The organism is Bordetella sp. MIP270_01_BMS (assembly GCF_054958705.1).
Window position 1 is genome coordinate 4,103,843 of the sequence record NZ_CM143297.1, and the last position, 12,112, is coordinate 4,115,954.

At 65.8% G+C, this 12,112-nt stretch carries 11 protein-coding genes; 2 read left to right on the forward strand and 9 right to left on the reverse strand.

From position 1 onward, the window contains the following. Positions 1-70 precede the first annotated feature (70 nt). From ACV17W_RS19305 to ACV17W_RS19345, 9 genes are read right to left on the reverse strand one after another with little or no spacing between them, the layout of a single operon-like run. Positions 71-781, reverse strand: a complete 711-nt coding sequence (locus ACV17W_RS19305) for an ABC transporter ATP-binding protein (protein ID WP_462593973.1) — start codon at positions 779-781, stop codon at positions 71-73. Beyond that, a complete protein-coding gene (locus tag ACV17W_RS19310; RefSeq protein WP_462593975.1) occupies positions 769-1,527 on the reverse strand; it encodes an ABC transporter ATP-binding protein in 759 nt (252 codons plus the stop codon). Before ACV17W_RS19310 ends, ACV17W_RS19305 begins: the two co-directional genes overlap by 13 nt. Next, positions 1,520-2,575: a branched-chain amino acid ABC transporter permease gene (locus ACV17W_RS19315; protein ID WP_462593976.1), complete on the reverse strand. Its 1,056-nt coding sequence runs from the start codon at positions 2,573-2,575 to the stop codon at positions 1,520-1,522. The genes ACV17W_RS19310 and ACV17W_RS19315 overlap by 8 nt, the downstream gene beginning before the upstream one ends. Position 2,576: 1 nt before the next feature. Next, positions 2,577-3,458, reverse strand: a complete 882-nt coding sequence (locus ACV17W_RS19320; RefSeq protein WP_462593977.1) for a branched-chain amino acid ABC transporter permease — start codon at positions 3,456-3,458, stop codon at positions 2,577-2,579. A 21-nt stretch (positions 3,459-3,479) separates the two neighbouring features. Continuing rightward, positions 3,480-4,643, reverse strand: a complete 1,164-nt coding sequence (locus ACV17W_RS19325) for an ABC transporter substrate-binding protein (RefSeq protein WP_462593978.1) — start codon at positions 4,641-4,643, stop codon at positions 3,480-3,482. A gap of 37 nt (positions 4,644-4,680) precedes the next feature. Continuing rightward, positions 4,681-5,511, reverse strand: coding sequence for an alpha/beta fold hydrolase (locus ACV17W_RS19330; RefSeq protein ID WP_462593979.1), 831 nt, complete (start codon positions 5,509-5,511; stop codon positions 4,681-4,683). Continuing rightward, positions 5,508-7,067: a benzoate-CoA ligase family protein gene (locus tag ACV17W_RS19335; RefSeq protein WP_462593980.1), complete on the reverse strand. Its 1,560-nt coding sequence runs from the start codon at positions 7,065-7,067 to the stop codon at positions 5,508-5,510. Before ACV17W_RS19335 ends, ACV17W_RS19330 begins: the two co-directional genes overlap by 4 nt. A gap of 34 nt (positions 7,068-7,101) precedes the next feature. Further along, positions 7,102-8,667, reverse strand: a complete 1,566-nt coding sequence (locus ACV17W_RS19340; protein ID WP_462593981.1) for a 3,4-dehydroadipyl-CoA semialdehyde dehydrogenase — start codon at positions 8,665-8,667, stop codon at positions 7,102-7,104. A gap of 18 nt (positions 8,668-8,685) precedes the next feature. Beyond that, positions 8,686-9,156, reverse strand: coding sequence for a 4-hydroxylaminobenzoate lyase (locus tag ACV17W_RS19345; protein ID WP_462593982.1), 471 nt, complete (start codon positions 9,154-9,156; stop codon positions 8,686-8,688). Between the two features lie 183 nt (positions 9,157-9,339). Between ACV17W_RS19345 and ACV17W_RS19350 the strand changes: the two genes are divergently transcribed. Together ACV17W_RS19350 and boxC are read left to right on the forward strand one after the other, a co-directional pair. Further along, positions 9,340-10,248 carry a helix-turn-helix transcriptional regulator gene (locus ACV17W_RS19350; protein WP_462593983.1) on the forward strand — a complete coding sequence of 303 codons (909 nt, stop codon included), beginning with the start codon at positions 9,340-9,342 and terminating at the stop codon, positions 10,246-10,248. A 134-nt stretch (positions 10,249-10,382) separates the two neighbouring features. Next, positions 10,383-12,041, forward strand: a complete 1,659-nt coding sequence (boxC, locus tag ACV17W_RS19355; RefSeq protein ID WP_462593984.1) for a 2,3-epoxybenzoyl-CoA dihydrolase — start codon at positions 10,383-10,385, stop codon at positions 12,039-12,041. The last annotated feature ends 71 nt before the right edge of the window (positions 12,042-12,112 follow it).

A 12,112-nucleotide genomic window follows, 5' to 3' on the forward strand; every position in this document is an offset into this window, starting at 1 on the left:
AGGGCTAGCCCGGGCCGGCGTTGCAGCCGGCCGCGGGCGTCACACCGGCCACGCCGAAAGGCCGCTGCCGCTATACCCCCAGGTACCGTGCAAGCTGTTCAGGCTGCGCCGCCAGCGCCGGGCTGGCGCCCTCGTGCACGATGCGCCCTTTTTCCATGACCAGGCAGCGGTCAGTATGGGTCAGCACGGCGCGGTAGTTGCGGTCTACGATCAGCGTCGACATGCCGGTGGCGCGGATGGCGGCCACTATTTTCCAGATTTCGGCCACGATCAGCGGCGCGAGTCCTTCGGTGGCCTCGTCGAGGATGAGCAGATCCGGGTTGGTGGTCAGCGCCCGGCCGATGGCCAGCATTTGCTGCTCGCCCCCCGACAATTGCTGGCCGCCGTGGTCCAGCCGTTCGGCCAGTCGCGGGAAAGTCTCGAGCACGCGTTCGTAGGTCCAGTCGCCCTGGCCGCGCGTGCCGCGGCGAGCGGCGACGAGCAGGTTCTCGCGCACGCTCAGGTTGGGAAATACGCCGCGGCCTTCGGGAACGTAGGCCACGCCCAGCTGGGCGATGGCGTGCGGTTGGGCGCGCGTGCAATCGTGTCCGGCCACCGCCAGTTTGCCCTGGCGGCTGCGTACGTGGCCCATCAGAGTGCGGATCAGGGTGGTCTTGCCCATGCCGTTGCGGCCAACGAGTCCCACCGATTCGCCCGGCGCGATGCGCAGATCCACACCGCGCAGCACATGACTTGCGCCGTAGTAGCTGTGCAGGCCGCTGGCATCGATCACTGCGTGCATGTGGCTTCCCCCAGGTAGGCTTCCTGCACCTGCGCGTTGGCGCGTATCTGTGCTGGCGTGCCGCGCGCGATGGCGCTGCCGTTCACCATGACGGTGATGACATCGGCGTTGCAGAAAACGGCGTCCATGTCGTGTTCGACGAGCAGTATGGCGTGTTGCGATTTCAGCGTCTGGAGCAAGGCGAGGATGCGCTCGGTTTCTTCGGGCCCCATGCCGGCCAGCGGTTCATCGAGCAGCAGTACCTTTGGGCGGCCCGCCAGGCACATCGCGATTTCCAGCTGGCGCTTGTGCCCATGCGGCAGCAAGCCTGCCGGTACGGCGGCGCTGGCTGCCAGGCCGGTGCGCTGCAATGCCTCGTTCGCGGCTTCAGTGCTGTGCGTGCAGCTTGCCGCGTCTCGCCACCAGTGCCAGAACCGCTGCCGCGCCGCCTGCGCCGCAAGTCGGCAATTTTCGTAGACGCTCAGGGTGGGAAAGATAGTGGAACGCTGATAGCTGCGTCCGAGGCCCTCGCGCGCTCTTTGCGGCTGTGACCACGATGTGATGTCGCGCCCGTTCATGAAAACCTGACCGGCACCAGCATTCAACTCGCCCGACAGGATGTTGATCAAGGTGGACTTGCCCGCGCCGTTGGTGCCAATGACTGCGTGCACGGTGCCCAGGTGCAAGTCCAGCGATACGTCGTTGACGGCAACGAGGCCGCCGAAGTGGCGCGTGATGCCGCGCGCCGACAGCAGGGCGTCAGGCATGGGGTTCTCCGGACAAGGGCAGACGCGGGGCGGGCGGTGCCTCCGCCGGGTCGATGGGCGGTGCGGCCCCCGGCGCGGCGCGCGATGCGCGCCGGGCGCGCCATTGGGCGGGCAGGCCCGCCAGGCCATCGGGCAGCAAGGCAACCAGCGCGATGATGGCAAGGCCAAGCGACAGGTGCCAATGTTTGGCGTAGTCCCCGAACAACACCTGCGACTGGAACAATTCCTGCAGCAGGATAAGCGCTGCTGCGCCGAGCACTGCGCCGCCCAGCCGCCCCATGCCGCCCAGGATCACCATCAGGAGCACCAGGCCCGATTGTTCCCAGGCCAGCAGCTCGGGGGTCACGAATCCGTCTATCAACGCATACAGAAAGCCCGCCAGCCCGGCCAGGCCGGCGCCGACGACGTAGGCGGTGAGTTTGTACGGAAATGTGGAGTACCCGGCCGCGCGCATGCGTTGCTCGTTGATGCGTATTCCGGCCAGCGCCGTACCGAAGGGTGATCGCTGCAGCCGGGCCAGAAACCCCCACACCGCGGCAAGGCAGCCGAGCACGAACAGGTAATAGGCGCCCGGCTCGTCCATATCGAACAGCGTCTGGCCGCCCAGCACCAGTTGCGGCCGGAAGTACAAGTAGATGCCGTCGCTGCCGCCGCCCAGATCGGTGTCGTGGAAGACGTAATAGGCCATTTGCGCAAAAGCCAGCGTCACCATGATGAAGTAGACGCCGCGGGTGCGCAGCGCCAGCGCGCCCGTCACCAGGGCGTATGCCGCCGCGGCGGCCACCGCGGCGGCCAGCAGCCAGACGAGCCCGGCGGCTTCGCCGTCCGGCGACAGCAGCGCGGCTGCATAGGCCCCGATGCCGAAGAACGCGGCATGCCCCAGGCTGATCAGGCCGCCGCCGCCGACCAGCAGCTGCAGGCTGAGGGCGAAGATGGCGTAGATCATGATCTTGATCGCCAGCCCCGTGTAGTAGTCGGCCTCGAGCAACGGGAACAACGCCAGCGCCAGCAGCACGGCCACGGGAATGAGTTTGTTCAGCTTGTTCATGCTAGCCCTGTTTGAACAGCCCTTCGGGCTTGCACAGCAGAATCACGGCCATCAGCAGGTACACCAGCACCCCGGCCGCCGCCGGAAAGAGCACCTGGCCGAAAGTCTCCACTGTGCCTACCAGCATCGCCGCGAGAAAGGCGCCCCGGATCGAACCGATGCCGCCTATGACCACCACTACAAAACACACGATCAGCACGCCGTGCCCCATGCCCGGGTATACCGAGGACACGGGCGCCGCAATGGTGCCGGCCAACGCCGCGAGGGCGACGCCTGCCGCGAAGACGACGCGGTACAGACGGTTGATGTCGATGCCCAGTGACCCGATCATCTCGCGATTGCTGGCGCCGGCGCGCACCATCATGCCCAGCCGCGTGCGCGTGATGACCCAGTACAGCAGCAGAGCCACCCCGATGCCCACGGCCGAGATGAACAGGCGGTACACCGGATAGGTCATGACGCCGCCCAGCGACACCGTGCCCGACAGCCACGCGGGCATGGGCACCCCATGTACGTCATTGCCCACCAGCAGGCTGCGCACTTCTTCGAACACCAGTATCAGGCCATAGGTCATCAGCACTTGCTGGAGATGGTCGCGCCGATACAGATAGCTGAAGAAAGCGGCCTCAAGCAAGTAGCCCAGCGCGGCCGCCAGCAGCACGCACAGCACGAGCGTGGTGATGAAGCCGCCTCCCAGCCATCGATCGACCAGGGGCCCCAGGCCGAACGCCATATAGGCGCCGATCATGTAGAAGCTGCCATGGGCGAGGTTGATGATGCCCATGATGCCGAAGATCAGCGTCAGGCCGCTGGCCACCAGGAACAGCAGCAGGCCGTGCTGCAGGGCGTTCAGGCACTGGATGAGAAAGATGCTGACGTCCATGTCGGCCTCTGCTTGTGTGCGTCAGAGTTTGCAGCCGCGGGCCGGGTCGGCCAGCTTGGGCACGGCGACATCCACCATCGAGTTCTCCAGTCCGCCCACCTGGCGCAGATAGATGTCCTGCACCGGATTGCCGGCTGCAGACAGCGTGAATTCGCCGCGCGGACTGTCGATCGTGGCGCCACGCATGGCTTCGCGCATTCTGGTCTTGTCTGCAAGATTGCCCTGCACGGCCTGCAGGCCCGCCTGCAGCAATTGCGCGGCATCGTAGCCCTGCACCGCGTACACGTCGGGCGCCATGTTGTTGTAAGCCTTGGTATAGGCCCCGCGGAAGGCATTGTCGCGCGGCGTATTCAGCCCGTCGGCATAGTGCAGGGTGGTGAGCAGGCCCTGGGCGGATTCGCCCTGCGCTTTCAAGGTGCCGTCGGTGAGGAAGCCCGTGCCATACAGCGGGATGGTCTTGCCCAGGCCCGCGGCATGGTAGTCCTGCACGAACTTCACCGCGCCGCCGCCCGCAAAGAAGGCGAACACCATGTCGGGCTTGAGCGAGGCGATTTCGGTCAGCAATGACTGGAACTCGACATTCGGAAAGGGCAGGGTCAGGTCCTTGACGATCTTGCCGCCGGCTTTTTCGAAGCCCTCGCGAAAGCCCTGCATCTGTTCGTCGCCGGCCGCGTACTTCCAGGTAATGGTCACCGCCGTCTTGTGCCCCTTGGCGGCGGCCACCGGGCCCATTGCGTAGCCGGGCTGCCAGTTCGAAAAGGATGTGCGGAAAATGCCCGGCCCGCACATCGGCCCGGTGATGGCGTCGGCGCCCGCGTTGGTGACCAGCAAGGTGGTGTCGCTGCCCTTGGCCGCCTTGGCCAGCGCCATGGCCACGCCCGAGTGCACCGTGCCGACCAGTACGTCGACCTGATCGCGCTTGATCAGGCGGTTGGCGTTTTCAGAAGCCTTGGCCGGATTGGATTCGTCGTCGACCTTGAAGTATTCCAGCTCGAGCCCGCCCAGTTTGCCGCCTTGTTCGGCCACATACAGCTTGAAGCCGTTCTCGATGGCGGTGCCCAGCGCCGCATACGTGCCGCTGTATGGCAGCATGAAGCCGACCTTAATTTTGTCGGCGGCGGCAGCGCTGCCGGCGATCAACGCCAGGGCGCCGGCCAACAGGGCGCGATTCACGGTGTGGTGCATGGTTGTCTCCTCGTTATTGTCGGCTGGCCCTTCGGGCTCAACCGGCTCGGTCCAGGTCGCTGACGAATTTGGCAACGGCCGCGATCACAGCATCCGGCTGGTCTTTGTGCGGGGAATGATGGCAGCCGGACAACTCAAGCAGGCGGGCATGCGGTACGGCGCGCCTGATTCCTCGTATCTGTTCCAGCGTGCCGTATTCGTCGTCCAGCCCCTGCAGCGCAAGAACGGGGCATCGGATCCGGGGCAGGTATGGGCGTATGTCCCACTGGCGGAATGCGGGATCCAGCCAGATGTCGTTCCATCCCCAGAAGGCGGAATCCGCATCCGCGTGATAGCGGCCGAGCCGGGCGGGCAGGTCGGTTTCCAGATAGGCACGGCGCGCCGCTTCGATATTCTCGATGGTGATGTCTTCGACAAATATGTGGGGCGCGGCAGCGATGACGCCCGCCACGGTGTCGGGGTACATGGCGGCGTACAACAAGGCAATCGATCCGCCATCGCTGTGGCCGTACAGTACCGTCCGGTCGCGTGCGGGGTCGACATCCAGCGCGTCGAACAGCGCCGGCAAGACTTCGCGCGCCTGGTCGTGCATGAAATCGACGGTCCATTTCTCGAGTGCGGGGCGGGGCGTGGATCGGCCGTAGCCGTAGCGCGAGAACACCAGCCCGCGGCAGCCGGCCGCGTCACAGGCGCGCTGTGGCCAGTCTTTCCACATTTCCAGCGAGCCCAGGCCTTCGTGCAGGAAGACGAGCAGGGGGGTCTCGCGCCGCTCGGGTGCGATCCACCGGCATTCCAGGCGCAGGTCGCGGTCCAGCGCCCGCAGTTCGACCCAGGCCGGCGCGTGAGTGGGCGGGCTTGCCAGCCTCATAGCGTGGCCTCTTCCATCTGCCGCAATCTGAAGCGCTGGATCTTGCCGGTGGCCGTCTTGGGCAGCTCTTCGGTGAAATTGATCTGGCGCGGATACTTGAAGGGCGCCAGGTGTTGTTTCACATAGTGCTGCAGGGCAGCGCCCGTGTCGGCGTCGGGCTGGAAGCCGGGGCGCAACACCACATAGGCCTTGGTCTTGACCAGCCCGTCGTGATCGGGCACGCCGATGACGGCCGCTTCAAGTACGGCTTCATGCTGGATCAGCACGTTCTCGACTTCCACCGGCGATACATACTGGCCGCTGACCTTGATCATGTCGTCGCTGCGACCGGCATAGGTGTAATAACCGTCGGCATCGCATTGGTACTTGTCGCCGCTCTTGAGCCACTCGCCCTGGAAACACTGGCGCGATTTGTCACGGTTGTTCCAGTACATCAGGGCGGCGCTGGGGCCCTTGATGTACAGGTCGCCGATCACATCGGCCGGCACCGGGCGGCCTTCGTCGTCGCGCAACTGCACCTCGTAGCCGGGCACCGGCTTGCCGGTCGTGCCGTAGCGCAATTGGCCCGGCTGGTTCGACAGGAAGATGTGCAGCATCTCGGTCGAGCCTATGCCGTCCAGGATGTCGCAGCCGAAGTGGCGCTGGAAGCGCTCGCCGATATCGCGCGGCAGCGCTTCGCCCGCAGAGGCGCAGACCCGCAGGGCCACCTGTTCGCGGGCCGGCAGGTCAGGGCTGGCCAGCATGCTGGCATACAGCGTGGGCACGCCGTAGAAAATGGTGGGCCGATGCTCGACCAGGCGTTTGAATACCGCTTGCGGCGTGGGCCGTTCGCCCATGACGATGACGGTGGCGCCCACCGACATAGGAAAGCTCAGGCCGTTGCCCAGCCCGTAGGCGAAGAACAGCTTGGCGGCCGAGAATACCACGTCGTCTTCGCGGATGCCCAGCACCGGCTTGGCGTAGAGCTCGACCGTGTGCCACAGATTGCCATGCGTGTGCACGACGCCCTTGGGTTTGCCGGTGGAGCCGGACGAATACAACCAGAACGCGATCTCGTCGGCCAGGGTGCGCACCGCGGGCAACAGTGGCGCGGCAGCCAGCAGGCCGTTGAATTCATGCGCCTGTTCCGGCAGGTCGCCCACCGGCCGGGCCACGACCAGATGCTCGATCTCGTGCGGCCCCTTGGCCATCGCCGCCTGCAGCGTGCCCAGCAGGGCGCCCGACACGATGGCGGCGCGCGCGCGGCAGTGATCGGCAATGTAGGCGTAGTCGTCGACCGTCAGCAGCGTGTTCACGGCCACAGGCACGACGCCAGCGTGCAGGGCGCCCAGAAACGCCACCGGCCAGTCCACGCTGTCGTGCATCAGCAGCAGCACCCGTTCTTCTCGGCGCAACCCCAGCTGGCGCAGCGCGCCGGCGAAACGGGCCACCCGTTCGGCCAGTGCACCGTAGGTCAGGACGCCGTATTCGTCGATGTAGGCGGGCTTGGCCGCTCGCGGCGCGTTCAGTGCCGCAATGTGGCTGGCAAAATTAAGCTCGATCGGGCAGTTCGGCATGTGGTGTCTCCCTTTATTCTGATTCGAGGCGCCGCTACGGAGCCATGCCCGGCAGGGTGGCCAGCGTCTGCAGGCGCGTCGGCGAGCCCTGGACGGCGCAACGCTGGTGGTAGAAGCGCAGCGCGCGCAAGCCGCCGAGCTCTTCGCCGCCTCCCGCGCGGCCGGGTCCGCCATGCAGCGATTGCGGCATGACATTGCCGTGGCCCGTATGGGTTTTCGCGGTGTCGGGGCAGACCCAGTGAACGCGGCCGTGGCTGTCGGCGAGTTCCGCTGCGCTGCGCGCCAGGAAATCGCTGTCGTCGCTATAGACCGAGGCCACGAGCGACCCCTTGGCGAGGCGGGCCAGCGCATAGGCGTGGTCTGCATCGCGATACGGCATCAGACTGGCGACCGGACCGAATACTTCCATTTCGTGCACCAGCGGATGCGCGTCCGGATCCGGCGTGCCGAGCAGCCATGGCGCCGTACAGGCCGCGATTGCCGGGTCGGCGTCCACCAGCGGCACCTGGCTGCCATCGAACAGCACCTCGCTGCAGGCCCGCATCTTGGCGATACCGGCCTGCACGTCCTCGTGCTGCGCCCGGCTGGCCAGCGACCCCATGCGCACGTCGGCGTTGCGCGGGTCCCCCACCGTGACCGCGTGCAGGCGTTCGGCGATTGCCCGCGCCATGCGCGTATAGGCTGACTGCGGAACGAGAATGCGCCGGATCGCCGTACATTTCTGGCCGGACTTCACTGTCATTTCACGTGCGGCCTCGCGCGCCAGCGCATCGAAGGCCAGACCGCCGTCCGAGGCGTCGGGGGCCAATATGGCGCAGTTCAGGCTATCCGTTTCGGCATTCATGCGCACGCCGTCGCGGGCGATGCGAGGGTGGGTTCGCAGCAGGGCCGCCGTGTCGGCTGAGCCCGTGAACGACAGCAGGTCCAGGGGCGCCAGCGCGTCGAGCAAACCCTGCGAGCTGCCGCAGACCAGGCTGATGGCGCCCTCGGGCAACACTTTTGCGGCCAGTACGTCGGCCACCATTTCATGCGCGAGCCAGGCCGTCGACGTAGCCGGCTTGACCATGATGGGCACCCCGGACAGCAGAGCGGGGCCGGCCTTTTCCCACATGCCCCATGACGGAAAATTGAAGGCATTGATCAGCAGGGCCAGCCCTCGATGCGGCACGCTGATATGCTGCACGGCGTAGCTCTGGTCGCGAGCCAGCGATACCGGGTCGTCATCGAGTTGCAGTGCACGGCCCGGCAGCCGCGAACCCAGCTTGGCGTAGTACGACAGCGTGTAAATGCCGCCATCGATATCAATGGCCGAGTCCTGCCGCACGGTGCCCGAATTGCGCAAGGCAATCTCGTAGTATTTGTCGCGGTTCGACTGCAGGACTTCCGCCACCGCGGCCAGCAGCGCGGCACGCTCGTCGTAGCGCATCGCCCGCAAGGCTGAACCGCCGGCCCGGCGAGCCCAATCGAAGGCTGCGTGCAGGTCCACTCCGGCACTGTCGGCCTGCGCCAGGGCGGCGCCCGATACCGGGTCGCGCAGTGTCGTGGGAATGCCATTGCCGGCGACCCATTGGCCGCCGACGAAATTGCGTAGGTGTTCCATGCCGGTTCCTGTGCGCAATCAGGCGCGGGTGAAGTCGATGGCGCCGCCGGGCAGGAGGTACAGCACCAGTGCCTGCCCGCCGGTGACGGTGGGGGAATGCTCGCTGCCGGGCCCGTACACAAGCCAGCCCGCGCCGTGGCCGTCGAAGCGAGCACCGTCGTCCAGCGGCATGATCAGGTCGATTTCACCCTGAGGGTGGCGATGGTGGGGGCCGGCCAGGGAGTTCATATCCACCACATCCACCGAGAAACCGTGCAGCCCTTCGTCATGCTTGACGACGCGCCCGTAGCGTATGCCGCCGCCTTGCCGGGCGCACATCCAGCCTTCGGCGACGCCATTGCGGCAGGCCGAGAAAACGTCGCGATACACCGCGCTGTCCGCGCCCATGCTGCGGTTCAACTGTGACTGCAACGCCTCGTCCAGCGGCAGGCCCTCTATGCGGGCCGTAATGCTGTGCATCAATTGCAGGAAGGATGCCGGCGTACTCATGCTTGTCTCGTCCTTTACACTGTTGGCCGCGCTGAAGAAGGCGCATGCAATGCAATGCTTGTTTGTTTTGGCGAACCCGCTGCGCGGTCGCGTTAGAAGAAAAATAGTGCTTCACACGTGGCGCGTCAAGCACTATAGTGCATAAAACTTGGAAAATCAGGGTTTCCTCGGAGTTTGAACAGCATGATCCAAGCGTTAGGCAGTGAATCGTCCGAAGCACGCCGGGAGCCCTTTCTGGTGGCCCTGGGCGAGCGGGTGCGCCGTCTGCGCGCCATCCGCGGCATGACACGCAAGAGCCTGGCGCAGGCCACCGGCGTGTCCGAGCGCCATCTGGCCAATCTTGAGCATGGGGTGGGCAATGCCTCGATACTCGTCCTGCTGCAAATCGCCCGGGCCTTCAACTGCGCCCTGGCCGAACTGGTGGGCGACGTCACCACCGAATCGCCCGACTGGCTGCTGATCCGCGAATTGCTCAGCGGCCGAACCGAGTCCGATCTGCAACGCGCCCGCGAAGCCCTGGTGCAGCTGTTCGGCGTGGGCGGGGGCGCGCAGCGCCCCAACCGATTCCAGCGCGTCGCGCTGATCGGGTTGCGCGGCGCGGGCAAGTCCACGCTGGGGCAGATGCTGGCCGACGACCTGGGCTACCCTTTTGTCGAGCTCAACCGCGAAATCGAACGCGTGGCGGGCTGCAGCATTCTCGAAATCCACAATCTTTACGGCCCCAATGCCTATCGGCGCTACGAGCGCCGTGCCCTTGAAGAGGCGGTGCAGATCTACCCTGAAATGGTGCTGGCCACGCCGGGCGGCCTGGTGTCCGAGCCGGCCACGTTGAACCTGCTGCTGGCGCATTGCTATACGGTGTGGCTGCGCGCCACGCCCGACGAACACATGGCGCGCGTCATGGCGCAGGGCGACTTCCGGCCCATGTCGGGCAACAACGAAGCCATGGCCGACCTGAAACGCATTCTGGCCGGCCGGGAGGCTTTCTATGCGAAGGCCGATCTCACCTGGGAAACCAGCAACCTCACCTTGCAGGAAAGCTTTGGCGGGCTGCGTACGAACGTGCGCAAGGCCTGCGGCCTGCCCCTGTAGGCCGCCGCCCCGGCTCTCTAGAAAACTGCACTTTTATGCAGCGCCCGCTTGACGGGCGTTTTTTTGTGCACTAATCTGCACTTTAATTCATCAGATGCAGTATTATTCATATCAAAGCGAGCAGGAGACACCAGATGAGCAACCCCGCCCCCCGCGTGGATTTCCAGACCGAGCCTAGCCGGTATCGGCATTGGAAGCTGAATTTCGACGGCGCCGTCGCCACCCTGGCCATGGACGTGGATGAAAACGGCGGGCTGAGGCCGGGCTACAAGCTGAAGCTGAACTCATACGACCTGGGGGTGGACATTGAGCTGCACGACGCCCTGCAGCGCATCCGTTTCGAACATCCCGAAGTGCGTACGGTGGTCATCACCAGCATGAAAGACCGCATCTTCTGTTCGGGCGCCAACATTTTCATGCTGGGCCTGTCGTCCCATGCCTGGAAAGTGAACTTCTGCAAGTTCACGAATGAAACGCGCAACGGGATCGAAGATTCCAGCCGCCATGGCGGCCTGAAGTTCATCGCGGCGCTCAATGGCGCCTGCGCTGGCGGCGGCTATGAGCTGGCGCTGGCCTGCGACGAGATTTTCCTGGTCGATGACCGCTCTTCCGCGGTGGCCCTGCCCGAGGTTCCGCTGCTGGGGGTCCTGCCCGGCACGGGAGGCCTCACGCGGGTGACCGACAAGCGCCGGGTCAGGCACGATCACGCCGATATTTTCTGCACGCTGGTCGAAGGCGTGCGGGGTCAGCGCGCCAAGGATTGGCGCCTGGTCGACCAGGTGGTGAAGCCCGCCCAGTTCGAGGCAGCGGTCCGTGCGCGCGCCGTCGAGCTCGCGGGGCAAAGCGACCGCCCGGCCGACGCGCGCGGCGTGAGCCTGGTGCCGCTGTCGCGCACGCTCTCCCAGGATCGCCTTTCATACCGATATGTCGACGTGGCGCTTGATCGTGAGCGTCGCCTGGCGACCTGGACCGTGCGTGGCCCGCAGGCGGAGGTGGAGCAGGACATCGACGCCATTCTCGCGGCCGGCGCCGAGTGGTGGCCCCTGCAGATGGCTCGCGAACTCGACGATGCAATCTTGAGTCTGCGTGCCAATGAACCGGACCTGGGCACCTGGGTGTTCAAGACCGAGGGAGACATTGCGGCGGTGCTGGCCGCCGACACGGCCATGCAGCAGCATACCGGTCACTGGTTCGTGCGCGAGACCGCCGGCATGCTGCGTCGTACGCTGGCCCGTCTGGATGTCACCTCGCGTTCAATCTTCGCGCTGATCGAGCCAGGCTCTTGCTTTGCCGGCACGCTGTTCGAATTGGCGCTCGCCGCCGATCGCATTTACATGCTGGACGACGAAGACGCCGACACGCCGGCGCAGATCGTGGTCAGCGACCGGAATTTCGGCGCCTATCCGCTGGTGAATGGTCAGAGCCGCCTGCAACGCCGCTTTCACGAGGAAACGCTGCCGCTGGAAGCCGTGCGTGCCGCGGCTGGCCAGTGGCTGCCGGCCCCGAGGGCCCTGGAACTCGGGCTGGTGACGTTCGCCCCCGACAGCATCGATTGGGACGACGAGGTGCGGCTGGCGCTGGAAGAGCGGCGCGCGCTTTCGCCCGATGCGTTGACCGGGCTGGAGGCCAACCTGCGCTTTGGCGGCCGCGAGACCATGGAGACGCGCATTTTCGGCCGGCTGACTGCGTGGCAGAACTGGATATTCAACCGCCCCAACGCCGCTGGCGAGAAAGGCGCGCTGAAGCTGTATGGCAAAGGCGAGCAGGCGGCCTTCGACTGGAACCGCGTATAGAGACCATGCCGTGGCGGCCGCGCCGGGTGCCGTTGCGCCGCGTGGCCGCCGTGTGCGGCAGCCGATGGACG

Coding starts and splice junctions, on each gene's coding strand:
- ACV17W_RS19350 (WP_462593983.1), top strand. CDS start 9,340: ATGATCCAAGCGTTAGGCAGTGAATCGTCCGAAGCACGCCGGGAGCCC.
- ACV17W_RS19335 (WP_462593980.1), bottom strand. CDS start 7,067: ATGCCGAACTGCCCGATCGAGCTTAATTTTGCCAGCCACATTGCGGCA.
- ACV17W_RS19325 (WP_462593978.1), bottom strand. CDS start 4,643: ATGCACCACACCGTGAATCGCGCCCTGTTGGCCGGCGCCCTGGCGTTG.
- ACV17W_RS19310 (WP_462593975.1), bottom strand. CDS start 1,527: ATGCCTGACGCCCTGCTGTCGGCGCGCGGCATCACGCGCCACTTCGGC.
- ACV17W_RS19330 (WP_462593979.1), bottom strand. CDS start 5,511: ATGAGGCTGGCAAGCCCGCCCACTCACGCGCCGGCCTGGGTCGAACTG.
- ACV17W_RS19340 (WP_462593981.1), bottom strand. CDS start 8,667: ATGGAACACCTACGCAATTTCGTCGGCGGCCAATGGGTCGCCGGCAAT.
- ACV17W_RS19315 (WP_462593976.1), bottom strand. CDS start 2,575: ATGAACAAGCTGAACAAACTCATTCCCGTGGCCGTGCTGCTGGCGCTG.
- boxC (WP_462593984.1), top strand. CDS start 10,383: ATGAGCAACCCCGCCCCCCGCGTGGATTTCCAGACCGAGCCTAGCCGG.
- ACV17W_RS19345 (WP_462593982.1), bottom strand. CDS start 9,156: ATGAGTACGCCGGCATCCTTCCTGCAATTGATGCACAGCATTACGGCC.
- ACV17W_RS19305 (WP_462593973.1), bottom strand. CDS start 781: ATGCACGCAGTGATCGATGCCAGCGGCCTGCACAGCTACTACGGCGCA.
- ACV17W_RS19320 (WP_462593977.1), bottom strand. CDS start 3,458: ATGGACGTCAGCATCTTTCTCATCCAGTGCCTGAACGCCCTGCAGCAC.